A 26,146-nucleotide genomic window follows, 5' to 3' on the forward strand; every position below is an offset into this window, starting at 1 on the left:
NCCGGGAGTGGCCTCGGGGGCGTTGCTCGCCTTCGCGATGTCGATCGACGAGTACGTCATCACGACGTTCAACGCCGGCAGCACCCTGACGTTCCCGCTGTGGGTCTTCGGCGCCACCCGGGTCGGTGTGCCGCCCCAGGTCAACGTGATGGCCACGATCATCTTCGTGGTCGGCGTGCTGCTCGCGCTCGGCAATGCGCTCCTGCTGCGCCGCCGTCGGATCTGACCCTGAGCCAGCCGTAACATGACGGAAACACGCTCGCGCGAAAATCCCCGGGACAGCGGCGTACCGACGGCCTGCGTGCGCAGGCCCCGAGGGAAGCGCGCAGGCCTCGAGGGGAGGAGGTGGGGATGTTCACCACGCCCCGCTTCCTGNAGGGGATCGTCCCGTTCGAGGGCAGGGGGCTGGACGCGCCGTTCCCGCTTGGGCCGGCGTTCAGCTACGTGGTCCCGGCCGGCGTCACCGCCCAGCCGCTGTACTTTCGCGGCGGCAACTCGACCGACGANCTGATCTGTCTGATCCTGCAGCGTGACGGTGCGCCGATGCGCTTCTTCCCGATCGGCGCCCGCGGCTCGGTCCACGTCCCGCTGCGCGTGGTCGAGGATCTGGCCCCCGCGACCCGCATCGAGCTGCACCTCGCCGCGCCTACGGGCCTGCTCGGCATGCTCGTCGCCGACGTCGGCATCGTCGAACTCTGACCACGCGGCAGCGTCGGGCTCAGTCGTCGGGGGGCCGGCTGCGGCGGTCCCGTTTCGTCGCGGACCGCTGCTTCTTCGCCTGCAGGCGCCGCTCGACGGCCCCGCGCGAGGGCCGCGTCGGCCGCCGCGGCCGCGGTGGTGGAGCGGTCGCCACCCGCAGGGCGTCGACCAGCCGGTCGAGCGCGGCCTCCCGGTTGCGCAGTTGCGAGCGCTGCTCGCTGGCGACGACGGTGAACACGCCGTCGGTGAGCCGGTCGCCCAGGCGCGCGAGTGCGCGCTGCCGCAGCGTCGGTGACAGCGCCGGCGAGCCGGCGACGTCGAAGGAGAGCTCCACCCGCGAGTCGGAGGTGTTCACCGACTGGCCACCCGGCCCCGACGAGCGCGAATACCGCCAGCGCAGCTCGGCCGAGGGCAGTACGAGACCCGGGCGAACCGGGATCTCACGGGGCAGCATGGCTCCCATGGTGCCCGACGACGGACGCGACGTCAGGCGAGTTCCGCGCCGCCGAGCCGCTGCGGGCGCGCCGCCGCCGCGCTGCCGGTCAGCGGCCGCCGGCCGGAGACCCGGTGGTGGACGTCGCCTCCCGCCAGAGGTCGATCTCCTCCTTGCCCCGGGATCGCCGCCGGGCGGCGGAGAAGGCGGCCCCCGCACCAGCCAGCAGCGCCAGCACGGTCATCTTGCGCGCCATGTCGACTCCTTCGTCGGCGTCCTCGGCCGGGGGTGGCTCAGTCGTTCCACGGTATCCCGACCATCGCCGGCCTGTCCGCGACGGGTCAGCGACGCAGCAGTCCGCGCAGCCGAGAGCGGGCGGGCCAGGACGGCGGCGGCCCCGACACCTCGTAGGCGGGGAACGCCCGCTCGGCCACGTCGACCAGCATCGCCACGTCGATGGGCCGCAGCACCACCCCGGCGGACAGGACGTACTCGGCCACCCCGGTGGCGGGCAGCAGGAGCACGCCCTCGACGAGGGCGAGGCCGGCCGGAACTTCGGCGCGGGCGAAGGCGACGACCGGTTGGACCTCGAGCTGCCAGCCGTCCGGCAGCTCGCCGAGCAGTTGGGCGGTGGCCTCCTCGCCCATCCACGCCACCAGGCCGAGCATCGCCCGCAGCGGCACCTTGCCGGCCCAGACACCGGCCGCGTTCTGCCGGACGGGCCCCTGGTGGGCGTCGGTCTCGATCACCCAGGCCCCGGACGGCCCGATGACGAGGTGGTCGATGTTGCCGGCCGAGTCCGCCAGGCAACGATCGTGCAGGACGGTGTAGCCGGCGCGGACCAGTCGGTCGAGCGCGCGGGCGGTGCTGCGTTCGGCCTCCGCGTCCTCGCGCCAGGCCTCGATCTCCGGCGGGGTACGCAGGAAGCGCACGGCGCCGACGACACCGACCGCGAGCGCGGCAAGCACCGCAAGCTGGGCGGTTCCGACGCCGGGCAACCCGGCGAGGGCGCACAGCACGGCGATGACCAGGGCCGCACCCACCGCGAGGGCCCCGCCGGTGGCCAGCGCCCGACCTTTGTGATCTCCGCGTTCGGCGGAATACAACTGCTTGCGCCGCAGGTACTCGGCCATGGCCGAACGTCCCGCTGACTGTCGATCGGACACGGCCGCGGTCACCACCTCCCGGCGCCGTCATGACGCCGTCGCGCTCGGCGTTGTCTCCGGGTCCGGGACCGGGTCGGGCGCCAGTTCGTCACGGCGCGCTACCGGCTTTCTGGTCCATCCCGGTCACCATTCCATCGAATACACAACAGCGACAGGGTCAGGGGCGTGGAATATGCGAGCGAGAACCACGTTGAACCCACATCTATACCNCCCGTCGGCGAACCGGCCGAGGCGACACCACACGCGACCGCCGGGTAGGGGGCGGGCCGTGNAGGGGAGAATCCCCCGGGAAGGCCGCCACCGGGCGCCGTGCCGGCCGGTGGTAGCACCGAGAAGGAGCCGCAGAATGCCACGTCACGTGACACTCCGGGGATCCGGGGACGATGAGCCTCTGTCGTCCCACCGGTCGCCCGCAGCGCCGTCGCCAAGCCGACAGTCGCCTACCGGACAGCCATCCGCCCCGGCTCGCCCGGAGTCGGCTCACCCGGAGCGGCCGGTCGACCTCGACGCGGTATGGGCCTTCGCCGCCGGCTGCGTCNCCCCGACCGAGATCCCCGCGGGTGGGTCGCTCTCGGTACCCGCCGGCGATGTCGCGCGCCTCGGAACGTCGGTGGGGATCGAGACGGAGTGGTTCGTCGTGGACAGCCGGGCGGTCCACCGGCCGGTCCCGCCCGTGCGAACCCGCCGGGCGCTCGACCGGATCGCCGGCCTGACCACCGGCGCCGCCGGGCCGGTCCTGCCGGGGGGCAGCCGGCTCACCTTCGAGCCCGGCGGCCAGTTGGAGCTGTCGGGTCCGCCGGCCGGGCTCGCCGCCGCCGTCCAGTCCACCGCCGCGGATCTGCACCTGGTGCGGGCGGCGCTGGCCGAGGACGGCCTCGCGATCGTCGGGATGGGGGTCGACCCGCTGCGCGCCGGGGTACGCCAGACCACCGCGTCCCGGTACGCCGCCATGGAGGAGCACTTCCGTACCGGTGGGGGGACCTCCGGCAAGGTGATGATGTTCTCGACCGCGTCCGTCCAGGTGAATCTGGATCTCGGTGCCACGCCCGCGCAGGCGGCCGACCGGTTTCGGCTGGCTCATGCGGTCGGGCCGGTGCTGACCGCGATGTTCGCCGCCTCTCCGGCGTTGACCGGCCGGCGTACCGGCTGGCGCTCGACCCGCCAGGCGGTCTGGTCGGGTATCGACGCGAGCCGCACCGGCTCCGTGCTGGACCTGCCCGCGCTGCCGGCGGCGGGCGGCGACGCGGGGCCCGGCGCGGCGGCGGCACGCCCCGGCGATCTCGCCGGCCGCTGGGCGCGGTACCTGCTGGAGGCGAAACTGATGATGATCGGCGACCCCACGGGCGACAGCGGGCCCGGCGAGGACCGCCGCTTCGTCGCGGCCACCGGCGGGCACACGTTGGGGGACTGGATCGCCGGGCGGGGCCCGGTCGAGCGGGCGCCCACACTCGACGATCTGGCATACCACGCGACGACGCTGTTCCCGCCCGTCCGCCCGCGGGGCTGGTGGGAGCTGCGCTACCTCGACGCTCAGCCGGGGGAGGGCTGGCGGGTGGCGGTGGCGGTGGCCACCGCCCTGCTCGACGATCCGGTCGCCGCCGAGGGGGCGGCACAGGCCTGCGCGCCGGTGGCGCGGCGCTGGCCGGCGGCGGCGATGCTCGGCATGGCCGACGAGCCCCTGAGGCTGGCGGCGGTGCGCTGCCTGGAGCTGGCCGCCGCCGCGCTGCGCCGCGCCGGCTGCGCCGATCTCGCGGACGCGGTCGAGATGTTCGCCGAGCGTTATCCACAGCGGGGCCGATGTCCGGCCGACGAGCTGTCCGAGCGGTTCATTCTGATCGGCCCGACCGGTCTGCTGCGCGAGGAGGCACAACTGTGCGTATCGGTCGCCTGACTCAGGACCCGGCACCCTCGGCGGCGCCGGTCACCGCCCAGTCCGTGGCCGGCGCGCTCGACCTCGCGCGGGCGCGCTCGCTGACCTACACCGACATCGACGCCGAGGAGCTCGTCCGCCANCACTCGCCGCTGATGTCGCCGCTGGTCTGGGACCTCGCCCACATCGGCAACTACGAGGACCTGTGGCTGGTGCGCGCGCTCGGCGACGCCGCCGCGACCCGGCCGGGCCTGGACGACGTCTACGATGCCTTCCGGCACAGCCGGGCCAGCCGGATCCGCCTCGCCCTGCTCGACCCGGCCGAGGCCCGCGCCTATCTGCACGAGGTCCGCGGCCGAACCCTCGACGCCCTCGACCGGCTCGCGCCGCTGCCCACCGGCCCCGGGGAGGCCGACGCGCCGCCGCTTCCCGGCACCGGCGGACCCGGCGAGCCGGCCAGACCCGGCGACCCGGCCGCGGACCGGCGCCGGCTGCTCGCCGGTGGCTTCGTCTACGGCATGGTCATCCAGCACGAGCACCAGCACGACGAGACGATGCTCGCCACCCATCAGCTCCGCGCCGGACCGCCCCTGCTCGCCCCCGGACAGGCGCCGCCGCCCGGACGAACCGTCCCGCGCGCCGAGGTGCTGGTGCCGGCCGGGCCGTGCACGCTCGGCACGAGCACCGAGCCCTGGGCCTACGACAACGAGCGGCCCGCGCACCGGGTGGACCTGCCGGCGTTCTGGATCGACACCCTGCCGGTGTCCAACCGGGCGCACATCGCCTTCATCGACGCCGGCGGCTACGACGACGAGCGGCTGTGGTCGCCCGCGGGCTGGCAGTGGCGCCGGCAGGAGAACCTGACGGCGCCGGCGTTCTGGTGGCGCGACGGTGAGGTGTGGCTGCGCCGGCGCTTCGGCCGGGTCGAGCCGGTGCCGCTCGACGAGCCGGTCCAGCACGTCTGCTGGTACGAGGCCGAGGCGCACGCCCGCTGGGCCGGCCGCCGGCTGCCCACGGAGGCGGAGTGGGAGAAGGCCGCCGCCCACGACCCGGCCACCGGACGTTCACGGCGCTATCCGTGGGGGGACACCGATCCGACGCCAGAGCATGCCAACCTGGGGCATCGCACGAGTGGCCCGGCCCCGCTGGGGGCCTTTCCCGCGGGCGCGAGTCCCTGCGGAGCCGAGCAGATGATCGGGGACGTGTGGGAATGGACCGCGAGCGGTTTCACCCCGTACCCGGGTTTCCGGTCCCATCCTTACCGCGAGTACAGCGAGGTCTTCTTCCCGAAGCCGGGGGCGGATTCGGCGTTCCGGGTCCTGCGCGGGGGAAGCTGGGCGACGGATCCCGCGGCCGTGCGCACCACCTTCCGCAACTGGGACTACCCGATTCGTCGCCAGATCTTCGCGGGCTTCCGCCTGGCCCGCGACGCCGGCTGAACCGATGTGCCGTCACCTCGCCTGGCTCGGAGCGCCGCGCACCCTGGCGCGGCTGACCATGGACGCACCCCACAGCCTGCTGCGCCAGTCCTGGGCGCCGCGCCGGATGCGGCACGGCACGATCAACGCCGACGGCTTCGGGGTCGGCTGGTACGCCCCGGGGCTGCGCGCGCAGCCGGCCCGGGTGCGCCGCGCGGTGCCGATGTGGACCGACGCCTCCTACGCGTCGATGGCGGGTGCGATCGCGTCCGGCTGTGTGCTGGCCGCGGTGCGCAGCGCCAGCGTGGGCATGCCGGTGGAGGAGTCCTCGACGGCTCCGTTCACCGATGGGACCCGGCTGCTCAGCCACAACGGGCGCGTCGACCCCGCGGCCGTGCGGGCGCTGCTGCGCGAGCGGCCCGATGCGCCGACGCCCGACTCCGCGTGCGACTCGGCGCTGCTGGCCGCGCTGGTCTGGGAGCGGGCCGCGAAGCGCCCCCTGGCCGACGCCGTGGCCGACGTCGTGCTGTCCCTGAGCGGCGCCGGGCTCGCGGACCGGCGGGCGGGTGGCATCGTGCCGTGGGCCGGCGACTGGGCGTCCGGGACGGGACCGGAACCCGCACCGCAGCCGGCGGCGGTGGCCGGCGACGACGTGGCCCGGCTGAACCTGCTGGTGACGGACGGCACCCAGCTCGTGGCGACCGCCTGGCTGGACAGCCTGTCCTACCGGGTGGAACCCGACGGCGTCCTGATCACAAGCGAGCCGGATGACGACGAACCCGGCTGGGTCGACGTTCCGGACCATCATCTCCTCATGGCCGACACACGCAAAGTCACTCTTCGTAGTTTGATCCCTTAGATCGGTTACTGTGGGTTGCACCACGTCGATGGAGGGCGCCACGATGACAGCGAGGACTCCGACGACCACCCCCGCGGGTGGCGCCGGCACTACCGGCATGGACGGCGCCGCCGGCAGGGACGGCACGGTCGCCGGGACGGCACCGCCTGCGGGGCTGACCCTGGACAGGCACGTGAATGCGGCGGATCGCGCCGTCAACCTGGCCCGCGACGTGCTCACCGGGCTCACCGCGAACCCGCGGGAACTGCCACCCAAGTGGTTCTACGACGCCGCCGGCGGCATGCTGTTCGACGAGATCACCAGGCTGCCGGAGTACTACCCCACCCGGCGTGAGCGGGCGGTCCTCGACGGCCACGCGGGCGCCATCGCGGCCGCCTGCGCCGCGGACACGCTCGTCGAACTGGGCTCGGGTACGTCCGAGAAGACGCGGCTGCTGCTCGACGCCCTGCGGGCTGGCGGCGACCTGCGCCGGTTCGTCGCGTTCGACGTCGACGAGTCCACGTTGACGCAGGCCGGTCGCAGCCTCATCGCCGCCTACCCGGACCTTGCCGTGCACGCCGTCGTCGGCGACTTCGAGCGGCATCTGTCGCACCTGCCCGGNGGCGGTCGGCGCCTCATCGCCTTCCTCGGCGGCACGATCGGCAACATGCGGCCCGTCCAGCGCGGTGCCTTCCTGCGCGCGCTGCGCGAGCAGTGCGGCTCCACCGACGCCCTGCTGCTCGGCACGGACCTGGTCAAGGATCCGGACCGGCTCGTCGCCGCCTACGACGACGGGGCCGGGGTGACCGCCGCGTTCAACCGCAACGTGCTCACCGTGATCAACCGGGAGCTGGGTGCGGACTTCGACATCCGCGGCTTCGCGCACGTCGCCCGCTGGAACGCGGCGGACTCCTGGATCGAGATGCGGCTGCGCGCGGTCCGCGACCAGCGGGTGACCATCGACTCCCTCGCGCTGGCCATCGACTTCCAGCGCGGGGAGGACCTGCTGACCGAGATCAGCGCGAAGTTCACCCGGGACGGCATCACCGCGGAGCTGGCGGACGCCGGCTGGGCGGTGGCCCAGCAGTGGACCGACCCCGAGGGCGACTTCGCCGTGACCCTCGCGACGCCTTCGACCGCGCCCTCGGCAGCCCCGGTCTGAACCCCGGCAGCCCGCCCGAGGGCAGGCCGCCAGCCGCCCCCGCCGTCAGCCGCCGAGGAGGCTGACGTCGCGGGCGGCACCGGTCGACGCCGAGGTCGCCATCGCGGCGTAGGCGCGCAGGGCCGCCGAGACGGTGCGCTCCCGGTCCGCCGGCCGATAGCCGCCGGCCGCTTCCAGCTCGGCACGGCGCCGCGTCAGCTCCTCGTCCGAGACGAGCAGCTCCAGCCTGCGCGTCGGAATGTCGATGTCGATGATGTCGCCGTCACGGACGAGGGCGATCGTGCCGCCGTGCGCCGCCTCCGGCGAGACGTGGCCGATCGACAGGCCCGAGCTCCCGCCGGAGAACCGGCCGTCGGTGATCAGCGCGCACTTGGGCCCGAGCCCCCGCCCCTTGAGAAAGGCGGTCGGGTAGAGCATCTCCTGCATGCCGGGACCGCCGCGGGGGCCCTCATACCGGACGATGATCACATCGCCGGCCTGGACCCGCTTGTTCAGGATGGCGTCGACCGCATCCTCCTGGCTTTCGACGACGAGCGCCGGGCCACGGAAGGACCACTGACTCTCGTCCACCCCGGCGGTCTTGACGACCGCGCCGTCGGTGGCGAGGTTGCCGAACAGAACGGCGAGGCCGCCCTCGGCGGAGTAGGCGTGCTCGACGGAGNGGATGCAGCCGTTCGCCGCGTCGGTGTCGAGGGAATCCCAGCGGTTGGTCGAGCTGAACGGCTCGATGGTGCGCACCCCGCCCGGCGCCNCGTGGAACAGCTCGACGGCGTCCGGCGCCGGGTCCGCGCCGCGGATGTCCCAACGGTCGAGGAACTCCCNCAGGCTGGCCGCGTGCACCGAGTGGGTGTCCTGGTCGANCAGGCCGGCCCGGTCCAGCTCGCCGAGGATCGCCGGGATCCCGCCGNCCCGGTGCACGTCCTCCATGTAGTACCGGGTGGAACTCGGCGCGACCTTGCACAGACAGGGCACGGTGCGGGAGATCTGATCGATGTCGGCGAGCGTCACGTCGACGCCGGCCTCGACGGCGGCAGCGAGCAGGTGCAGCACGGTGTTCGTCGAGCCGCCCATCGCCACGTCCACGGCGAACGCGTTGCGGAACGCCGCCGCCGTCGCGATCGAGCGGGGCAGGACGGCCTCGTCGTCCTTCTCGTAGTAACGCCGGGCCAGGTCGACGACGAGCCGGCCGGCCTCGACGAACAGCTCACGGCGGGCGGCGGCGGTGGCCAGCGTCGAGCCGTTGCCGGGCAGGGAAAGCCCCATCGCCTCGGTCAGGCAGTTCATCGAGTTCGCGGTGAACATGCCGGAGCAGGAGCCACAGGTGGGGCACGCCGACCGCTCGATCGTCGACAGGTCGCCGTCGGAGACCTCCGGGTTCACCGCCGCGGACATCGCCGTGATGAGGTCGAGCTTGGATTGGGCAGTGCCCCCGGAGATCACCGCGTTGCCGGACTCCATCGCCCCGCCGGAGACGAACACGGTCGGGATGTTGAGCCGCAGTGCCGCGAGCAGCATGCCGGGGGTGATCTTGTCGCAGTTGGAGATGCAGACCAGCGCGTCGGCGCAGTGCGCGTTGACCATGTACTCGACGCTGTCGGCGATGATCTCCCGCGACGGCAGCGAGTATAGCATCCCNCCGTGCCCCATCGCGATGCCGTCGTCGACCGCGATCGTGTTGAACTCCCGGCCCACCCCGCCGGACTCCGCAACCGCCTCCGCGACCAGGGCGCCGAGGTCACGCAGATGCACGTGACCCGGCACGAACTGGGTGAAGCTGTTCGCAATGGCGATGATCGGCTTGCCGAAGTCGTCATCGGTCATGCCGGTCGCGCGCCACAGGGCGCGGGCCCCGGCCATGTTCCGGCCATGCGTGGTGGTACGGGAGCGGAGAGCGGGCATCTCGACCTCGGACGTCACGACGGCTACGCCCCGACGAGGGCCGCCGGCAGCGGACTGGCGATGTCACGACGGTACGCCACATCCCGGACGCCACCCTGCGCAACTGCCCGGTCAGCCGTCGGAGTCGGGTTCGTCGGGTGCCGACCGCGGCTGTCGCGGGGACGCGCCACCCGGACGCTGCCCGGGCGGCGGGGCGGCCCAGGGGTAGCCGGCAATCCGGCGACCGGCATTGCGACCCCCCGCCGGACCGGGCGGCGAGCCAGCGCCGGTTGCCGGCCCACCATCCGGCCCACCGGCCGGATCGGCCGGATCGGCCGGGCGGTCGGAATCATCCCCGCCGCCGCGGCCGGCCTTGGGGTCCGTGAGCGCGTCGAAGGTCGGCGGGTAGTCGGGGATCGGCGGGATCGGCGGGATCGGCGGGTAGTCGGGGATCGGCGGAAAGCCGGGGATGGGGGGGAGGTCGAGGTCCGATGGTTGCTCGGCCATCGGCGGGTAGTCCGGGATCGCCGGGAAGTCCGTGCCGGGTGGACCGTCCTCGGTCCCGGGTGGGCGGGCGTCCGGCTTCCCCGGAGGTGTCCCGCCGCGACCGCCGGCCGCCGGGCCGCCCGTCGGCGCGCCAGGCCAGCCTGGCGGTGGGGCGGGCACCCCGCCACCCGGTTGACCGGTCGGGTAGGCGGCCGGCGCCGGACCCTGATAACCGGGCTGACCTGGCCCGCCGGGCCGACCCGGCGGGCCCGGCCAACCTGGATGCCCGAGCTGACCCGGATAGCCCGGTTGACCCACCTGGCCCGGATAGCCTGGTTGCCCGACCTGGCCCGGATAGCCGGACTGACCGGGAAAGCCGGCCTGACCCGGGTGGCCGGGCTGACCCGGATAGCCAGGCTGAGCCGGAAAACCGGGCTGACCCGGGTGGCCGATCGGCTGGCCGGGGTACCCGACCGGCTGCTGACCGCCGGGTCCCGGCTGGCCGGGCTGCGGCGGGCCGCCCCGGCGAGTCCCCTGTCGGCTGGCCAGGGGCCGGCGCCGCCGCCACTGATCCCGGATCACCCAGACGAGTCCCAGCGAGGCAGCGGTGCCGGCGATCGGCCCTACCCAGGATCGAGCGATGAGCAGGTAGAGGGTCAGGACGCCGGTGAAGGCGTAGCCGGTCACGAAGAACGCGAACGGGCGGATCTGGAACCTGGTGATCTGCTCGCGGAGCAGGATCGCCGGGATCAGCCAGATGAGGAAGCCGAAGAAACCGGCCGTCAACGGCGCGACGAACAGATACCCGAAGAACGCTGCCATGGTCAGGGGTCCAGGCGGTCGCGGGGCAGGTCAGGCCGGGTCGGGACCGGCCGGGACGTCCACGCCGTGCGCCACGGACGGCGGACCGGCGAAGTACGGTCCGAGCGCCGCGCGCCAGCGGACGAAACGGTCGGACTCCNGGAAGTTCTTCAGGTGGCTGTCCAGTCCGTCCCACTCGACCAGCAGCACGAAGCTCGACGGCGACTCGATGCCCCGCGTCAGCCGCGCGGACCGGCAGCCGGGCGTGCCGACCACCTCCGTGCGCACCTCCTGATAGGCGGCCACGAACTTCTCCTCGGTGCCGGGCTGCACGTCGAAGTGGGCGATCTCCAGGACGCCCGACGCCTCGGGCCCGCTGTTCCCGCCGTCACTCACCGGACGTCTCCTCAATGTGCTGCATGTTCCCGGTCGTCCCCACGTTCCCGGTCGTCATAGCGCCCAGTGTGTCACCGTCCGGGGATCGTGGTCCGCCGACCGGCGCAGGTGGGCGCCGGGCTGGGCACGGGGCCGGGCAGCAGTCAGTTCGCCATGTCGACGAAGCGCGAGTAGTGCCCCTGGAAGGCGACGGTGACGGTGCCGGTCGGCCCGTTGCGGTGCTTGGCGATGATGAGGTCCGCCTCCCCGGCGCGCGCCGACTCCTTCTCGACCGTGTCCTCCCGGTAGAGCAGGATGACCGCGTCGGCGTCCTGCTCGAGGCTGCCGGACTCGCGCAGGTCGGAGACCTGGGGGCGCTTGTCGGCCCGCTGCTCGGAGGCGCGGTTGAGCTGGGAGATCGCGACGACCGGCACGTCGAGCTCCTTGGCCAGCAGCTTCAGCGACCGGGAGATCTCGCTGACCTCCTGCTGGCGGCTCTCGACCTTCTTCGGCGACGACATGAGCTGCAGGTAGTCGAGGATGACCAGACGCAGCTCGTTGCGCTGCTTGAGCCGGCGGGCCTTGGCCCGGATCTCCATCATCGTCAGGTGCGGGCTGTCGTCGATGAACAGCGGCGCCTCGGCCACCTCGCCCATCCGGCGGGCCAGCCTCGCCCAGTCGTCGTCGGTGAGCCGGCCGGTGCGGATGTTCTGCAGCGACACCCGCGCCTCGGCCGACAGCAGCCGCATGGTGATCTCCATCCGGCTCATCTCCAGCGAGAAGATGACCGAGGTCAGCCCGTTCTTGATCGACGCCGCCCGGGCAAAATCCAAACCGAGGGTCGAATTATGGGTCGGGATACAGGTCTCGCCCGCGAGGTAGAGGTGATCGGGACTGTCGACCTCGACGCAGCGGACCGGCACAGATGCGATCGGTCGGACGTCCGTGATGTACCGCACCGCCACCGTCGGGTGTCCGGTCGGCCGCAGTCNGGCGGCCTTGCGCGCAAGCCGGAAGACCTGATCCTGGGGAGCGAAGTTCACCGTGAAACAGGTGGACGTCTCCTCCGACCTGCCCCGCACCCGCTTCGTCGTGACGGTCGCCCGATAGCCCAGCGAGAGAACGAGCTCACGCACCTCTCGGGCCAGCCTCGGGTTGGTGGAGGCGAACTGGACGGTCGACCCGTTGCTCGCCACGGTGCCGTCGGTGTCCAGCAGGCCTGCCAGCAGGTCACGGCGTTGCTGCTCGCTCGCCCGCAGATAGCCGGCCGGGATGTGCTTGTCGCCCAGCACACCGAGGGTGCGCAGCCGGGCCTGCAACGTCCCGGCCCGGGCGTGGCAGGAACGGCAGCGCGGCCCGAAACTGGTTATCCGGCCCCCNCAGTCCACGCAGCATCGAGCCGGGAGCGGCTCCGCGAGGAAACGCAGCTTGCCCCCGCAGGACTGGCCACAGGTGCGGACGCCGGGCATCGCGTTGGTGAACGGCCGCCCGCACACCATGCAGGCCCTCTCGGTCACCGCGGACCGCCGCAGCCCCAGTCGATAGCGATACCTCGCACTGGTGCTGCCCACGACCTCGTATCCCCGGCGCCGGATCTCCTCGGGAATCTCCGGATCAGCCGAGGTCAGGCTCGCGCAGGCCGACGTTCCGTCACCGAGCCAGGCTCCCAGCACATAGGGGTCGACCGCCAGGTCGACCGCCGGCAACTGGAATGGGCCGGCGATACGCACCGCATGGTTGCACCGGCGATCGGCAGTCCGACAACGCAGAGTGCGAGCGATCTCCTCCGTGGTGACCGGTCTGGTGAGCGTCGCGGCGCGGGAGCCCGAACGAACCGTGCCGTCACGGCGACGCTCCGCCCAGGTCTGCGTGATCCACTGATGCTGTCCGTCCGCCACGATCACGGACCCGTCGGAGAACTCGACCTCGTAGCACGGCCGGCCGTGCATCACGTCGGTGGCGGCGACCACACGCGTCGGCCGCCCGTCGGCACCGATCAGCATGTCGCCGACGGCGACGCGGCCCATCGTGGTCCAGCCGGTCGGGGTAGGGAGCGCAGTGCCGAGGGCCAGCGCCTTACCGACGGCCGGGCGGGCCGCGACGATCCAGAGCTGGCCGCCGTGCAGGCCGTTGGTGAGCTCGTCGAGGTCGACGAAGCCGGTCGGCACGCCGGTCAGCGCGCCCTCCCCGCGGCCCTGGATCGACTCGATCTCCTCCAGGGCCGGGTTGAGCAGCTCTCCCAGCGGCAGGTAGTCGTCGTTCGACCGCCGCTCGGTGACCTCGTACACGGCGGCCTGAGCACGGTCCACGACGTCGCTGACGTCGGGGGCGGCGCCGTAGGCGAGCTGGACGATGCGGGTGCCGGCCTCGGCGAGGCGGCGCAGGATCGCCTTCTCGGCGACGATGCGCGCGTAGTAGCCGGCGTTCGCCGCGGTGGGCACGCTCGAGATCAGGGTGTGCATGTACCCCGGGCCGCCGACCCGCTCCAGCAGGTCGCGGCGGCTGAGCTCGGCCGCGACACTGATGACGTCGGCGGGCTCGCCCCGGCCGTACAGGTCGCCGATGACCTCGTAGACGAGTCCGTGGGCCGGGCGGTAGAAGTCCGCCATCCGCAGGACCTCGACGACGTCGGCGATGGCGTCCTTCGACAGCAGCATGCCGCCGAGCACGCTCTGCTCGGCCGGAAGGTCGTGGGGCGGGGTCCGCTCGAACTCCGCGCCGCCGCCTGCGCCTCCGCGCGAGATCTCGGTGACGCTCACGACGCACCCTCCCCGCTCTCCCGCAGATCCAGATTCGAACACATGTTCGTACACATCAGAGCTGCGGTCAACGGGCCACGCCGCCACGTCCAGCAGATCTCGGCCATCCGTCGACCCCCGTCACGCCGCGTCCGGTCCGGCGGCCGTCCGACCGCCGGACCCTCGACCGACCCACCCTCGACTGCTCGCCCCACCGGCGTTTCTGCCTCGGCGTTTCTGCCTCGGCGTCCCTGCCTCGGCGATCCGGTTCGGCAGTCCGTTCCGACCGAGGCGCCACGCGGCGACCGGTCGCACCGCTACGCGACCCGTGTACCTGGTGAGCGGCCGCCGAGCTGGCCAGGCGAGTCCGGCGGACCCAGTCTGGAGGGTCCGACCATACGGATCGACGAGCACCCCCACCAAAAAGTTATCCACAGGCCCATGTGGAAAAGCTGTGGGTAACCTGCCGGAACCTGGGGAGGAGCTCGGGACAGCGGCTCACACCCTGTGGAAAACAAGGACCACGAGGCCGAGGGTCCGCAGGTGCAGCAAGCACAGCCGACCCGCATCCTGTGGATAAACCGGGGCGGAAGAAAGTTCGTCGCGGACCGGTCCCGCAACGACGAACTCCCCCGGACCGAGGACCACCGCTGGGGTGGTTCGGCCGGGGGAGTTCGTCAGTCCGGGGCATCCGCGCCTCGCCGGCGAGGCGGCAATGCCGCCTCCCGAGGGCGGTGCCGCCGGTCCTATGCCTTCTTGACCTGAAGCTTCACCGACGCGGTCACCTCGGGGTGGAGGTGCACGGCGACCGTGTACGCCCCGAGGGACTTGATCGGCGTGGTCAGTTCGACGCGCCGACGGTCCAGCTCGGGACCGCCCGCCGCGGTGACAGCGTCGACCACGTCGGCCGCCGTCACCGAGCCGAACAGCCGGCCTTCCTTGCCGGCCCGGCCGATCAGCTCGACCTTGAGTCCGCCGAGCTGGCCGGCGATCTCCTGGGCATGGCCGAGGTCACGGACCGCCCGAGCCGAGCGGGCCCGCTTGATCTGCTCGACCTGGCGCTCCGCGCCCTTCGTCGCGAGGATCGCGTACTTGCGCGGCACCAGGTAGTTGCGCCCGTAGCCGTTGGCGACCTCGACGATGTCACCCGGGCTGCCGAGGCCGGGGACCTCCTGGGTCAGGATGAGCTTCATCCCGCCACCCCCTAGCGGGCCGAGGCGGTGTAGGGCAGCAGCGCCATCTCGCGGCTGTTCTTCACCGCCGTCGCCACGTCGCGCTGGTGCTGGCTGCAGTTGCCGCTCACCCTCCGGGCGCGAATCTTGCCCCGGTCCGAGATGTACTTGCGCAGCAGCGAGGTGTCCTTGAAGTCGATGTACTCGACCTTGTCCTTACAGAAGACGCAAACCTTCTTCTTGGGCTTGCGCACGGCCGCCTTGGCCACGGAAGTGCTCCTACCTCGTTGTGTCGACCGCGAGGACGACGAGCGCCCGCTCAAAACGGAGGCTCGTCTGAGTAGCCACCGGCCGGCTGCTGCGACCAGGGATCATCATTGGGGACTCCGCCGGCCGGCGCGCCGGAGGGGACGCTGGCGGGCGCGCCGTAGCCGCCACCGCCACCGCCACCGCCGCTGTAGCCACCGCCACCGCCACTGCCGCCACCGCGGGCGGCGCGGACGACCTTGGCGGTCGCGTAACGCAGACTGGGGCCGACTTCGTCGACCTCGAGTTCAATCACAGTGCGCTTCTCACCCTCGCGAGTCTCGAACGAGCGCTGCTTGAGCCGGCCCGTGACAATGACCCGGGCGCCCTTCTGCAGCGACTCGGCGACGTGCTCGGCGGCCTGACGCCAGATGGAACAGCGCAGGAACAGCGCCTCGCCGTCTTTCCACTCGTTGGTCTGGCGGTCCAGCGTGCGCGGCGTGGAGGCGATGGTGAAGCTCGCCACCGCGGCGCCGTTCGACGTGAACCGCAGCTCGGGGTCGCTGGTCAGGTTGCCAACGACGGTGATGATCGTCTCACCGGCCACGGGCGCCCTCCCGGATGTCGGCGGTCCGCGAAGGCGAGGAGATCGCCGTCGCCGCGGACCGGGTCATGCCGCCACCCGGCGGCTCTGGCGAGGCTTCTTCGGCTCGGGAAGCCGGATGACCTTCGTGCGGATGACCGACTCGTTCAGGACGAGCTGACGGTTGAGCTCGGCGACCACGTCCGGCTCCGCGTGCAGGTCGATCACCGCGTAGATACCTTCGTTGCTCTTCGCGATCTCGTAGGAGAGCCGGCGCCGACCCCAGATGTCGACCTTCTCGACCACACCGCCGCCCTGCCGGACGACGCCGAGGTACTGGTCGAGAGACGGCGCAACGGTGCGTTCCTCGAGATCCGATACGAGGATCACCATGAGTTCGTAGTGACGTGCCAAGGTTGAACCCACCTCCTGTGGACTCAGCGGCCACGGATTCTCCGTGGCAGGAGGAGCCGTGGAACGGATCTGCGTCGCCGCGGACGCGCGCGGCGGCGCGAATCCAGGAAGGATCGCCCACCGGCACATCCGGACGACCAGCAGTGCACTACGGCCGCTCACGGCAGGCTGATGATCCCGACGAGATCACCGGCTGACCAGCGAACAGACGCGTGCGCCGACGCACGGCGTGTCCCGACGAGCTTACTCGATCCTTTTCGGCATCCCGGGCGCCCCGACGACCAGGACTACACGCAGCCAGGCGGCCGCCACCCCGGCCAGGCAGACGAGATCAACCGAGACGAGCAACCCGCGCAGGTGCCGCGACGGAGNGGGATCCGCGATCGCCAGCCCGAGCACCGCGAGCGCGGCCAGGCCCGCGAGCCCGGCCGCCAGTCGGGCGTAGGAGCGCGGACCCATGCCCGCGGCGCCGTCCGAGCGACCGTCATCCGAGCTGCCGTCATCCGAGCTGCCGCCGTCCGGGCGGCCCTCACCGGAAGAAGCGTCCACGCCGGCCCCGAATNCGACGTCAGGCCGACCCGGCCGGGGATCCCCGGTATCCACCGCATCGCCCCTTTCGTCGCTTGGCCCCGACGCGGCGACACACGCGTCAACGACATCGTCGCGCATCCCCCGTCCGGAGGGTCGTACCGCCACACCGACATCCAACGCGTCGGGCGGGGTCAGTCGACCCACTGACCCTGGGTGAAGGCGATGACCAGCGCCGCCATCACGGGGACGCACAGAAACAGATACACCGGCGCGACCCGGGGGCTGCGCGCGGCGGCCCGCGCGAGCAGTAGGTAGAGCGGGAAGGCGACCAGAATTCCGCGGATCCCCGAGGCGTAGTAGTTCGTGCAGGCCATGATCGTGGTCATCACGCCGACGAAGGTTGCCTCCCCCCNCCTCCGGCCGACCAGCAGGACGACCGTCAGCAGCACGCCGACGACCACCGCGAGCAGCTCCCCCCGCCAGAACCACACGAAGGTCGACGCCCCGTTGCCGTCGGTCGCCGACGCCCAGGTGGCCGCCCATCCGGACCAGGGCCAGTCGGTGCCGCGGTGCCAGCCGTCGCGCATGGCGTCGGTATAGGCACTCCAGCCGCCGGTGTGCGCGCGCAGGTAGCCCAGGTAGGCGAGGACCGGGATCGGCGGAAGGGCCAACGACAGCGCCGGCCAGGCGAACACCGGCCGTCCCGCGGCACGCCGGCCGACGACGTACTGCACGGCGAGTGCCACGCCGAAGGCGATGNCGCTGATCCGCGTGNCCGCCGCCCCCGCGCCGAGCAGGCCGGCCAGCCACCAGCGCTGTCGGCGGGCGGCCAGCCAGGACGCCGTCGCGAACGCCAGGAACAGCCCCTCCGAATAGGCGGCGAACAGGAACACCGCGTACGGGAAGGAGATCAGGCTGACGACGGCGAACCTCGCGGCCGGGGCACCCACCTCGTCCGCGGCCAGTCGCCAGAGCGCGGCCGCGGTGACGGCGCCGGCGAGCAGGGAGACGACGAGACCGGCGGCGATCCAGTCCGGCACGACGAGATGGACGAGGCGGATAGCCAGCGGCAGGCCGGGAAAGTCGACCTCGGTGCGGTCCGAGTAGGCGGGGGAGAGATAGCCATACCGGGCGACCTTGGTGAACAGGCCGACGTCCCAGTGGTCCCAGAGGGTGCGCAGCCCGGGAGCGTCGCGAGCCGGACGCGAGGTCAGCGTCCTCGCCGCGGCGAGGGAGAGGAGCGCTACGGCGATCCGGCTGCCGAGCCAGAGCGGCAGCGTGGCCCGAACGGACTCCGGCAGACGGGACCAGCCCGAACGGGCGGTGCCGATGAGGCCGCGAGGGCCGGCGAGTTCGTCCACGCCGCCCCGGCTTCCCGATCCGTCCCGCTCCCTCTCATGGTCCCGCGTCCCCTGACCGGGCCGCTCCCCCTGACCGATCGGGTCCCCCTGACCGATCGGGTTCCCCTGACCGATCGGGTTCCCCTGAGCGGCCTCAGCCACCAGCGGATCCGCTGCCGTCGGGTTCCGCTCCGCCGACGGTGTCCGACCGGTTCTGCCGCGGCCGGAACAGCGCCCCCGGCTCCATCGGCGCGAGCTCCGGCCGCGGGGCGGACCCGGCTGGCGGCTCCGCTGCTGGTGACGCGGCGATGGCTGCCGGCTCCGGCTCCGGGGCGCCACGTGCCGGCCTCGTCGGCCGGCCGCGCCAGCCACCGCGTACGTCGGGCGCGTGATCCAGGACCCCTCCGGCCGGGTCGTCCACCGCGTCCGGGTCCAGCCCCGCCGCCGGCCGATCCACGGCGATTCGGTCGNCCGGGTCCAGCGACCCCCCGGTCCGCACCACATCCGTCCGCGGATGCAGGATCTCCCGCACCACGAACGCCGCCATGACGACCAGCACCAGGTCGCGCAGCGCCACCGCGCCCACGAACCAGCCCCGGTCGATCCCGTGCCGGCCCTGGGTGTCGTTGTAGATGAAATGCATGAAGCGGGTGAACAGGACCCACGCCTCGCATGCCTGCCAGAGCAGGAACAGCCGCCACCGCGGCCGGGCCAGCGCGACCAGGGGGAGCAGCCAGATCGTGTACTGAGGAGAGAAGACCTTGTTGCTCAACAGGAACGCGACGACCAGCAGGAACAGCACCTGGGGCAGCCGCGGCCGGCGCGGCGCGAACCAGGTGAGCAGCCCGATCGCGACGACCGCGACCACCAGGGTCGCGGCAGTGATGATGTTCAGTGTCCCGATGGGCAGGCCGTGCTCACGGATGCCCTGCAGGACCAGCGGAACGCCGATCGCGACGGTCCCCCACGCCGCTACCGACGAGGCGGCGACGAGGCGGCGGGTATCCGGGCGGTGCACGATGAGCGCCGCCGCCACCGCGAGGACGACGACCGCCATCACCACGCAGACCACCAGGTGCAGCGGGCCGAACCAGGCGGGGTCGTGACGGTCTGCGAGCCAGGTCGCGCCGAAGGCCACCGAGTCCCAGTCGGCGCCCCGGTCGGAGTTCAGGTCGATGAACCGGGCGAGACCGTTGCGTGCCCCGTCCGGGCCCCCGCCGAGCAGGCGCAGCCAGTCCCCGCCGCGCCAGAAGGTCGTCCAGATGCTGTCGCCGACCTTGTTGCTCTGCTCGTCGAAGTAGCCGGCGGACAGCCACAGCGGCACGATGACGACGATCACCGTCACGATCGCCGTGGTGACGGTCTTCGCCAGCTCCCGCAGCTTCCCGGCACGCAGGCAGAGGAAGCCCAGCCCGATCAGAAACAGCACCGGGTACAGCTTGGTGAGGATGCCCAGGCCGAGGAGCAGGCCGGCCAGCCGCGGTGCCCGTCTGGACCAGGCGAGCAGGCCACCGGCCGCGAACGCCACCGCGAGGATGTCCCAGTTCGTCAGCAGATGCAGGACGAGCGCGGGCGCCAGCGCGAACAGCGCCGCGTCCCAGACCCGCCGGGATCCGGCCGTCAACGCGGTGCAGGCCACCGCCACGCACACGGCGACCATGAACAGCAGCGCCGTGAGGTCGTAGAAGACAGCCGAGCGCCGGTCCATCGTGTAGTGGTCGAACACCCGACGGCCGCCCTCGTCCCGGTAGACCGCCTTAGGGCCGGAGGCGTGGCCCGCGGGCCAGGAGATGAGGGCCATCGCCGCGCCGATCAGCGGCGGGTACTCCGTCGGGTAGTCCAGATAGGGGATCTTCCCGTCGACCAGGCCCTCCTGGCTGTAGAGGGCGACGACGTCGGAGTAGCACAGCGCGCTGTACTGGTGCTCGTGCGTCCAGGTTCGGGTGTCCCGACAGCCGATCTTCTGCGTGTAGCCGAGCACGCTGGCCACGATGGCCAGGGCCATCAGCACGCGCAGCGGGGTCAGCCAGGTCCGCCGGTCCGCAAGGACCGCGTGTTCGCCCGGCGGCCCGCCGATGAGCTGGCTCGCGCCCGCCACGACCGGGTCCTCCCGGGCCGGGCTGACGCGGGCGGGAGACGCCGGTGTCGTGGCCATGCGGGCCATTGTGGTACACGGCCCGCTCGGGCCGGGGACCGCAGTTCCGNCAGGGGAGCAGTCACCCGGGGGTGGGGCCGGTGGACGGACCGCCGCCCGCCGCGGCGGACTCGGGATTGCGGGTTCGCATCTCGACGATGCCCCGATGTCCCGAACCCGCCGGCGCGGTCGGCCCACCGGTCACCCCAAAGGGTCTGTGAAGAGCCCCGGCGGTTTGGACGAACGGTTCGGGCGGTTCGCTCCGGGCTGCTGCTGTTGCTCCTGTTGCTGCGGCTGCTGCTGACCGCCGCCGTTTCCGCTGAACAGGCCGCCCAGCAGATCAGTGAGGCCCGACGTCGGCGCGGTGCTCGGGGTGTCCGTCGGCGTGGGCGTGGGTGCCGGCTCGTTGTCCTGGACCAGTCCACCGAACGCCGGCGGGTCGAACTTCGACTTGGGCACGCCCTGCAGGGCCGCGTCCATGAAGGCCTTCCAGATCCGGGCCGGATAGGTGCCGCCGTAGACACCCTTCTCCGCCCCGGGAATGCCCTTGAGTAGTTCCTTGTCGGTGCCGCCGCCGCGGAACATGTCGACGCAGGACGACACCTCCTTGGTGTAGCCGCAGAACCACGCGGAGCGGAAGTCCGTCGATGTGCCGGTCTTGCCGGCCGCCTCGCGCCCGCCGNCCAGTCTCGCCTTGGTGCCGGTGCCGGTGGGATCGGTGATGACGCTCTGCAGGGCGTAGGTGGCGTCGCGCGCCACGGTGGTCGGGATGACCTGCTTCGCCTCCGGGTTACCCGAGTAGATGACCTGCCCGGTGCCGTCCACCACCTTGTCGACCATGTGCGGCTTGGCCCGGACGCCGCCCGCGGCGAGGGTGGCGTACACCGAGGTCATGTCGATGGCGTGGACGGGGTCCTTGCCCAGCGTGATGCCGGCCTCGATCGGCAGCGCGGTGTTGTCCGGGATGCCGAGCAGGTGCGCCGTGCTGACGACGTTCTGCACGCCGATGTTCTGGCCGAGCGGCACGTAGACCGTGTTGATCGAGGCGGCGGTGGCCTCGATGAGGTCCTTGTAGCCGAGGTCGCCCGCCTCGCCCTCGTCGTTGCCGACCACGTAGTCGCCCGGAAGAGTGATCTTCGCGGGCGCGGCGAAGGTCGACTTCAGGTTGATGTTCTTCTGTAGCGCCGCGACCAGGGTGATCGTCTTGAAGGTGGAGGCGGACTGCACCTCCGCCTGGGAGACGTTGTCCTGGTACTGCTCGTGTCCCTGGGCGTCCTTGCCGTACAGCGACCCGCCGTACCAGGCGAGGATCCGCCCGGTGCCGGGTTCCACCGCGGACAGGCCGGTGCGCAGGTCCGGCACGGCGGCGTACGCCTGGCTGAGCACCCCGCTGACGGCCTGGAAAGCGGCGATCTGGCGGCCCTTGTCGATGGTCGTGGTGATCCGCAGACCGCCGCGGTTGATCTGGTCCTCGGTGATGCCGTGGGCCATCAGCTCGCGTTTGACCTGCTCACGAATGTAGGCAACCTGGTCGGAGGAGGCGGCCGCGTCCTCCGCCTTGGCCAGNGGCGGCGGCGGGGTCTCCTGCGCGAGGCCTGCCGGTGCCCAGCCCTTGGCGACCATAGTCGCCACGACGTCGTGCCAGCGGTTGGCGGCGGGGACCGGGTTCTTCGCCGGATCGAGATAGTTCGGCGAGCGGATCAACCCGGCGATCACCGCGCCCTGGCTCGCGGTCAGATTGGCCGCGCTCGTGTTGTAGTACGCCTTTGCCGCGGCCTCGATACCGTAGGCACCGCGGCCGAAGTAGATCGTGTTCAGGTAGAACTCCAGGATCTGGTCCTTGGAGTACTTACGGTCCAGCTTCACCGCGAGCACGATCTCCCGCATCTTGCGGCTGAACGTGCGCTCCTGGCTCAGATAGGCGTTCTTCGCGTACTGCTGGGTGATGGTCGAACCACCCTGCAGGTCGCCGCCGGTGACATTGACGTAGAGCGCCCGCGCGATACCCTTCGGCGAGATGCCGGGCTCGCTGTAGAAGTTCTTGTCCTCGGCCGCGAGCACCGCGTGCTGCATCTCCTTGGACACCTGGGCCAACGGCACGTCGGTGCGGTTCACCGTCCCGATGCGCGCAAGCTCGTCGCCGGTTCCCTGGTTCGTTCCGGCCGGCGGACCGTAGAAGATGATCGAGGTCTGGTCGGTCTTCACCTCGCCGGGCAGCGGCACCCGGGTCGCCGCGTAGACGACGGCGACGCCGGCGACGAACAGCAGGATCGACGAGAAGACCCCGGCGAGCACGAGCCGACGCAGCCAGCGTGGCCGCCGTCGCCACCACTTCGGGCCACGACGGCCCTCGCCCGGCCTGGGGGAACGACCCCCACCGCCCGGCCCCTCGGGTCCACCTGGTCCGTCCGGGCCTCCCATCGCCGCCCGCGACGAGCGCGCGGGAGCGCCCCGCCCCGGCCCGGTGCGCGCGGGCGTGGGACGGCGGGCGCCGGGCCGGGGCGGGCCGGTGCGGCCCTCGGCCGCCTCCAGCTCGCCGACCCGAAGCGCCATTCGCTCGGTCGCCTGGGTGGGCCGGTCACGGCGCCGCCCGGCGACCCGGCGCACCGGCGTCACCTCCGTCATGCCGGCACCGGCCGCCGCGTCTCGCCCGGCCTGCTCCGCCGTCACCTTGCGGTAGACGGTCGCGTCGGCGGTGCGTTCGCTGACGTCGACCCGGCGCAGGGCCGCCTGGTCGACGGTGTCGTAGATCGTGTTCACCTCCGCCGAGGTCCGCGGGGCGCCAGCGGCCCGATCGCGTCCGGTCGGCAGCGGTGGGCCGGACGGGCGGTCCAGGTCGGGCCCGCTCCGATCGCCCACTCCGGCCATACCGCCCGAGCGCCGGTCCGGCACGCCTCGTCCGCCGGTGCGCTCCCGCCCCCGCCCGCCGCGGACGGCGGGCTCGTCGCCGGCCAGCCGGTCGGCGCGGCGACGCGGATCGGTTCCGTTCCCGCCCACGGGCGGCTGATCGGGGCCGGTGCCACCCCTCGGGTCCACCACCGGGATGAACGGTCCGCCCGCGACCGCGCGGGTGGGACCCGCATCTCGGGTGGGACCCGCATCTCGGGGCCTCCCGGCATCCCGGAACGTCGCCGGATCACGGGGGGCTGCCGGAACGCGGCCGGGTGCGTCGGACGTTGTCTGCCGGCCCGCCGCGCGGGTCACGGGCCATTCGGATGCGCCGCCAGGCAGCGACCGCTCGGCAGCCGCCCGGTCGGGCGTTGCACGCTCCGGTCCCCGCCCGGGGGAGGCGACCCGCTCGGGGGAGACACTACGGGCGGCGGCGGCGCGGCCGGCCCGCTCGTCGGCGACCGGATCGGGGCCGGAGGGCACCCCACGACCCGCGGCCCGGGCGGCCGAGCCGTGGTCGGGTACCCAGCCGGCGGTGGGGATCGCCGCGGCGCCGGCACCCGGGCGCCGGTCGGGCTGCGCGGCCTCGGCGGGAGCCACCGCGCGAGGCGGCGGTCCCCCGGCACGCCCGCCGGGACCAGCCGACCCAGCCGACCCGGCCGACCCGGCAACTCCCGGCGGCCCGGCAACTCCCACTGGCCCGGAGGGTCCGGCAACTCCCGCTGGCCCGACGGGTCCGGCGGGCGGCACCAGGGCGGCGCGTCCGGCGGCGGACCGACCGGCCGCCGGCACCAGGGCGGTGCGCTCGCCGCGGGGGCGGTCGACCGGCGGCGGGCCGTCGTGGCCGGCCCGGGCAGGCGAGTCCGGCCGGCCAGGCTGGCCGGCTCGGGCGATCCGGTCGCGCCTAGCCCGATCGGGGGACGCGTCCTGAGGCTGGCCGGGTTCGGACCGCGTCGGGTCCGAATCCGGGCCGCCCCGGTAGGCGCCCCGGTCGTAGGGAGAGCTCACCAACCGCTCCATCCGTCGCTCTGGGACTCCCCGGTCGCCGATCCGCCACAGGGGACGGGCCGGCACCCCCGACCGCTACCGAAGGTCCGGCCCCCACCGGTCCGATCCCGCTGGAACCCGGCCGTGGTGTACGCCGGGGGCCACAGGCCCTGGGCGGGACTCGGCCGACCACGCAGGGCCGGGCCACTCGCCGGGCTCACACCGGCAAGGTCACGGAACGGGACCACTCGTGGTCGGCACCACGCCTGGACCCGCCGCGACACCCACATGGCAGACCAGGATCTCACGCCAGATTCCGCCCGCTCGCGCAGGGCGCCCGGACCGCGGTCGCGCCGGACGGCGCAGCGGTGCGGCGCGGCCGGGAAGGCAGAGAGGGCGGCAGGCGTGCACCGTCAGGTATCGGCGGCACGGCGGTGCTGACGCTTCGCCTTCGGCTCGCCGGTGCCGATCACGTAGGACGTGATCAGGTGGTTCCACCCGCACGGGCGGCATACCTCGACGACGTAGACCCGCAGCTCGCTGTACCTCGCCGCGAGCGCCGGGAGGTCCTTCGTCGCCCGCACGCGGCCGGAGCTCTCACCGAGCTCGTCGCCGTAGGTGTAGGTGACGTGGATGAGCGGATCGGCGCCGCGGCAGACCGGACAACGCTTGCTGGTCGGCTCGCCGTGGTACTTGGCCGCGCGCAGCAGATAGGGGTGCGCGTCACAGACGTCGAGCGAGGACACCCGACCCGCGAACAGATCCGCGAGCGTCGCCCGGCGGGCGAGCGCGTAGTCGATGACCGACCGCGACCGCATGTCTCAACGGTACGCCGCGGACGTGTTCCAGGCAGATGGTCCGGACAGATGGTCACCGAACGGACTGCCGTCCGCCGCCCGTGCAACGGCCAGGCCCGCACGCCCCAGCGCGGGCCCCACGGCCACTGTGAGCCGGATGACACTGTGACGCCGGCCCCACCCACAGCAAGGTCGCTCGGTGGGCTCCGCCAGCCNCGGCGCGGTCACGCGGGTGAGCGGGCCACGACTGGATCGGACGCCGATCACCCCTGCGAACAAGCAGTTCTCGGGTCAACCACCGGCTGCGGCGAGATCACCGGGGGACCGAGCGGCACCGGCCCCTGGTGGCAGCCGGCAGGGGCCGCGCCGCGACCGCGCCCAGAGGTGGAGGTGTCGTTCTGTCATCTCCTGGTCGCCGGATGGTCATTCCTGGTTGCGGCGCTCGTCCCGAGACGTCTATCCTCGATGTATCGCTTCGATATGTCGGAGCGACAGTATCGGGGGAACAGCACGAGCGAGGCACAGCAGGAAGCGCCGCGCAACGAGGCGGCAGGCCGGGCGGCGATCAGGCCCGCGGCCGGGGCACGGTCGAGGGAGGGCGGGTCATGCTGGAACTGGCGGTTCTCGCCCTGCTCTCCGAGAGCCCGATGCACGGCTACGAGCTGCGCAAGCGGCTGGCCGCGGTCCTCGGCGCGTTCCACCGGTTCAGCTACGGCTCGCTCTACCCCTGCCTGCGCCGCCTCGCGGACGCCGGGTACGTCACCGCGGACGACGTCAGCGCGACGACCCGGCTCGGCGGGCGCAGTCGGGTCGTCTACACGTTGACCGGCGAGGGCAAGGAGAAGCTCGCCGAGCTGCTCGGTGAGGGTGGCCCGTCCTCCTGGGAGGACGAGATGTTCGGCGTGCGGTTCGCCTTCTTCGCGAAGACGGACGCCGCCGTCCGCCTGCGCATCCTGGAGGGGCGCCGCGGCCGGCTCGAGGAGCGCCGGGAGAAGGTACGTTCGGCCCTGACCCGGACCGTCGAGCGGTTCGACACCTACACCCTCGAGCTGCAGCGTCATGGNCTCGAGTCGGTGGAACGCGAGGTCCGGTGGCTCAACGAGCTGATCGAGACGGAGCGGGCCAGCGCCCCGACCGGCTTCACGGAACCACAGTTGTCCACAGCGTCCACAGGGTTGTCCACAGCTCC

At 72.6% G+C, this 26,146-nt stretch carries 15 protein-coding genes and 22 pseudogenes; 10 read left to right on the top strand and 27 right to left on the bottom strand.

All coding sequences use genetic code 11. The features are described 5' to 3' along the window. Window position 1: 1 nt before the first annotated feature. The 3 pseudogenes from FF86_RS51205 to FF86_RS66915 form a co-directional block, all read left to right on the top strand. Window positions 2-226: pseudogene (locus FF86_RS51205) on the top strand (ABC transporter permease); the annotation flags it as partial. 150 nt (window positions 227-376) lie between these two features. Further along, window positions 377-506 (top strand): annotated as a pseudogene (locus tag FF86_RS66910) (molybdopterin oxidoreductase); the annotation flags it as partial. A 1-nt stretch (window position 507) separates the two neighbouring features. After that, window positions 508-699 (top strand): annotated as a pseudogene (locus FF86_RS66915) (molybdopterin oxidoreductase); the annotation flags it as partial. 19 nt (window positions 700-718) lie between these two features. Here the strand turns inward: FF86_RS66915 and arfB are convergent. The 3 genes from arfB to FF86_RS17820 all read right to left on the bottom strand — a co-directional run bounded on the left by arfB (window position 719) and on the right by FF86_RS17820 (window position 2,265). Then, complete coding sequence (gene arfB / locus FF86_RS17810) at window positions 719-1,153, bottom strand: alternative ribosome rescue aminoacyl-tRNA hydrolase ArfB (protein ID WP_044885673.1); 435 nt, start codon at window positions 1,151-1,153, stop codon at window positions 719-721. Window positions 1,154-1,241: 88 nt separating this feature from the next. Beyond that, the gene (locus FF86_RS17815; protein ID WP_009741505.1) at window positions 1,242-1,388 is read right to left on the bottom strand and encodes a DLW-39 family protein; all 147 of its coding nucleotides are present in this window, start codon (window positions 1,386-1,388) and stop codon (window positions 1,242-1,244) included. An 85-nt stretch (window positions 1,389-1,473) separates the two neighbouring features. Then, window positions 1,474-2,265, bottom strand: a complete 792-nt coding sequence (locus tag FF86_RS17820) for a nuclease-related domain-containing protein (protein WP_044885629.1) — start codon at window positions 2,263-2,265, stop codon at window positions 1,474-1,476. 643 nt (window positions 2,266-2,908) lie between these two features. Here FF86_RS17820 and egtA point away from each other — a divergent pair. The 6 genes and pseudogenes from egtA to FF86_RS51215 all read left to right on the top strand — a co-directional run. Then, the gene (gene egtA, locus FF86_RS17825) at window positions 2,909-4,189 is read left to right on the top strand and encodes an ergothioneine biosynthesis glutamate--cysteine ligase EgtA (RefSeq protein ID WP_277912938.1); all 1,281 of its coding nucleotides are present in this window, start codon (window positions 2,909-2,911) and stop codon (window positions 4,187-4,189) included. Continuing rightward, window positions 4,096-4,310: pseudogene (locus FF86_RS62670) on the top strand (hypothetical protein); the annotation flags it as partial. The gene egtA and the pseudogene FF86_RS62670, both read left to right, overlap by 94 nt. 1 nt (window position 4,311) lies before the next feature. Further along, window positions 4,312-5,607, top strand: a pseudogene (locus tag FF86_RS17830) (ergothioneine biosynthesis protein EgtB); the annotation flags it as partial. A 4-nt stretch (window positions 5,608-5,611) separates the two neighbouring features. Next, window positions 5,612-6,445 (top strand): ergothioneine biosynthesis protein EgtC, encoded by an 834-nt coding sequence (gene egtC, locus FF86_RS17835; RefSeq protein WP_044885632.1) that lies wholly within the window; start codon window positions 5,612-5,614, stop codon window positions 6,443-6,445. 43 nt (window positions 6,446-6,488) lie between these two features. Next, the coding region (locus FF86_RS51210) for an L-histidine N(alpha)-methyltransferase (RefSeq protein ID WP_242418971.1) at window positions 6,489-7,045 on the top strand (557 nt) is incomplete at its 3' end. A gap of 1 nt (window position 7,046) precedes the next feature. Then, window positions 7,047-7,586, top strand: a pseudogene (locus FF86_RS51215) (L-histidine N(alpha)-methyltransferase); the annotation flags it as partial. Between the two features lie 45 nt (window positions 7,587-7,631). Here the strand turns inward: FF86_RS51215 and FF86_RS51220 are convergent. The 24 genes and pseudogenes from FF86_RS51220 to FF86_RS17905 all read right to left on the bottom strand — a co-directional run. Continuing rightward, window positions 7,632-8,247 (bottom strand): dihydroxy-acid dehydratase (locus FF86_RS51220; RefSeq protein ID WP_242418972.1); only part of this gene is annotated, 616 nt, incomplete at its 5' end. 1 nt (window position 8,248) lies between these two features. Next, window positions 8,249-8,337, bottom strand: a pseudogene (locus tag FF86_RS51225) (hypothetical protein); the annotation flags it as partial. Between the two features lies 1 nt (window position 8,338). Further along, window positions 8,339-8,407: pseudogene (locus tag FF86_RS51230) on the bottom strand (hypothetical protein); the annotation flags it as partial. Between the two features lie 40 nt (window positions 8,408-8,447). Next, window positions 8,448-8,493, bottom strand: a pseudogene (locus FF86_RS51240) (hypothetical protein); the annotation flags it as partial. A gap of 1 nt (window position 8,494) precedes the next feature. Beyond that, window positions 8,495-9,221 (bottom strand): annotated as a pseudogene (locus FF86_RS51245) (dihydroxy-acid dehydratase); the annotation flags it as partial. Between the two features lies 1 nt (window position 9,222). Then, window positions 9,223-9,485: pseudogene (locus FF86_RS51250) on the bottom strand (dihydroxy-acid dehydratase); the annotation flags it as partial. A 111-nt stretch (window positions 9,486-9,596) separates the two neighbouring features. After that, window positions 9,597-10,772, bottom strand: coding sequence for a collagen-like protein (locus FF86_RS17850; RefSeq protein ID WP_044885634.1), 1,176 nt, complete (start codon window positions 10,770-10,772; stop codon window positions 9,597-9,599). 30 nt (window positions 10,773-10,802) lie between these two features. After that, window positions 10,803-10,911: pseudogene (locus FF86_RS51255) on the bottom strand (antibiotic biosynthesis monooxygenase); the annotation flags it as partial. A gap of 1 nt (window position 10,912) precedes the next feature. Next, a pseudogene (locus tag FF86_RS17855) lies at window positions 10,913-11,147 on the bottom strand (antibiotic biosynthesis monooxygenase family protein); the annotation flags it as partial. Window positions 11,148-11,290: 143 nt separating this feature from the next. Then, on the bottom strand, window positions 11,291-12,117 hold an 827-nt coding region (locus tag FF86_RS51260; protein ID WP_396229932.1), incomplete at its 5' end, for a replicative DNA helicase. Window position 12,118: 1 nt separating this feature from the next. Beyond that, window positions 12,119-12,505 (bottom strand): annotated as a pseudogene (locus tag FF86_RS51265) (LAGLIDADG family homing endonuclease); the annotation flags it as partial. A 1-nt stretch (window position 12,506) separates the two neighbouring features. Next, window positions 12,507-13,885 (bottom strand): annotated as a pseudogene (locus FF86_RS66920) (DnaB-like helicase N-terminal domain-containing protein); the annotation flags it as partial. A 725-nt stretch (window positions 13,886-14,610) separates the two neighbouring features. Beyond that, complete coding sequence (gene rplI / locus FF86_RS17865; RefSeq protein ID WP_044885636.1) at window positions 14,611-15,057, bottom strand: 50S ribosomal protein L9; 447 nt, start codon at window positions 15,055-15,057, stop codon at window positions 14,611-14,613. An 11-nt stretch (window positions 15,058-15,068) separates the two neighbouring features. Beyond that, the gene (gene rpsR, locus FF86_RS17870; protein ID WP_009741495.1) at window positions 15,069-15,305 is read right to left on the bottom strand and encodes a 30S ribosomal protein S18; all 237 of its coding nucleotides are present in this window, start codon (window positions 15,303-15,305) and stop codon (window positions 15,069-15,071) included. 50 nt (window positions 15,306-15,355) lie between these two features. Then, window positions 15,356-15,889 carry a single-stranded DNA-binding protein gene (locus FF86_RS17875; protein WP_044885637.1) on the bottom strand — a complete coding sequence of 178 codons (534 nt, stop codon included), beginning with the start codon at window positions 15,887-15,889 and terminating at the stop codon, window positions 15,356-15,358. Between the two features lie 63 nt (window positions 15,890-15,952). Continuing rightward, complete coding sequence (gene rpsF, locus FF86_RS17880) at window positions 15,953-16,279, bottom strand: 30S ribosomal protein S6 (RefSeq protein WP_255354222.1); 327 nt, start codon at window positions 16,277-16,279, stop codon at window positions 15,953-15,955. Between the two features lie 722 nt (window positions 16,280-17,001). Continuing rightward, window positions 17,002-17,222, bottom strand: a pseudogene (locus FF86_RS51275) (hypothetical protein); the annotation flags it as partial. Window position 17,223: 1 nt separating this feature from the next. Further along, window positions 17,224-17,569 (bottom strand): annotated as a pseudogene (locus FF86_RS51280) (hypothetical protein); the annotation flags it as partial. Window positions 17,570-17,585: 16 nt separating this feature from the next. Next, window positions 17,586-18,171, bottom strand: a pseudogene (locus tag FF86_RS51285) (hypothetical protein); the annotation flags it as partial. A gap of 450 nt (window positions 18,172-18,621) precedes the next feature. After that, window positions 18,622-20,314, bottom strand: a pseudogene (locus FF86_RS17895) (glycosyltransferase 87 family protein); the annotation flags it as partial. A gap of 171 nt (window positions 20,315-20,485) precedes the next feature. Continuing rightward, window positions 20,486-20,966 (bottom strand): annotated as a pseudogene (locus FF86_RS51295) (glycosyl transferase); the annotation flags it as partial. A 1-nt stretch (window position 20,967) separates the two neighbouring features. Next, window positions 20,968-21,775, bottom strand: a pseudogene (locus tag FF86_RS51300) (penicillin-binding transpeptidase domain-containing protein); the annotation flags it as partial. A gap of 76 nt (window positions 21,776-21,851) precedes the next feature. Continuing rightward, window positions 21,852-24,193: pseudogene (locus FF86_RS51305) on the bottom strand (transglycosylase domain-containing protein); the annotation flags it as partial. A 380-nt stretch (window positions 24,194-24,573) separates the two neighbouring features. Beyond that, on the bottom strand, window positions 24,574-24,978 hold the full coding sequence (locus FF86_RS17905; protein ID WP_011607893.1) for a DUF5318 family protein: 405 nt from the start codon (window positions 24,976-24,978) through the stop codon (window positions 24,574-24,576). Between the two features lie 584 nt (window positions 24,979-25,562). Between FF86_RS17905 and FF86_RS51310 the strand changes: the two genes are divergently transcribed. Further along, window positions 25,563-26,020, top strand: a 458-nt coding sequence (locus tag FF86_RS51310; RefSeq protein WP_242418973.1) for a PadR family transcriptional regulator, incomplete at its 3' end; no start/stop codon positions are given. Window positions 26,021-26,146: the final 126 nt, after the last annotated feature.

This window comes from Frankia sp. CpI1-P, assembly GCF_001421075.1.
In the GTDB taxonomy this organism is placed as follows: Bacteria; Actinomycetota; Actinomycetes; order Frankiales; family Frankiaceae; genus Frankia; species Frankia torreyi.

Coding starts and splice junctions, on each gene's coding strand:
- FF86_RS17820 (WP_044885629.1), bottom strand. CDS start 2,265: ATGGCCGAGTACCTGCGGCGCAAGCAGTTGTATTCCGCCGAACGCGGA.
- FF86_RS17815 (WP_009741505.1), bottom strand. CDS start 1,388: ATGGCGCGCAAGATGACCGTGCTGGCGCTGCTGGCTGGTGCGGGGGCC.
- egtC (WP_044885632.1), top strand. CDS start 5,612: ATGTGCCGTCACCTCGCCTGGCTCGGAGCGCCGCGCACCCTGGCGCGG.
- FF86_RS17850 (WP_044885634.1), bottom strand. CDS start 10,772: ATGGCAGCGTTCTTCGGGTATCTGTTCGTCGCGCCGTTGACGGCCGGT.
- rplI (WP_044885636.1), bottom strand. CDS start 15,057: ATGAAGCTCATCCTGACCCAGGAGGTCCCCGGCCTCGGCAGCCCGGGT.
- FF86_RS17905 (WP_011607893.1), bottom strand. CDS start 24,978: ATGCGGTCGCGGTCGGTCATCGACTACGCGCTCGCCCGCCGGGCGACG.
- arfB (WP_044885673.1), bottom strand. CDS start 1,153: ATGCTGCCCCGTGAGATCCCGGTTCGCCCGGGTCTCGTACTGCCCTCG.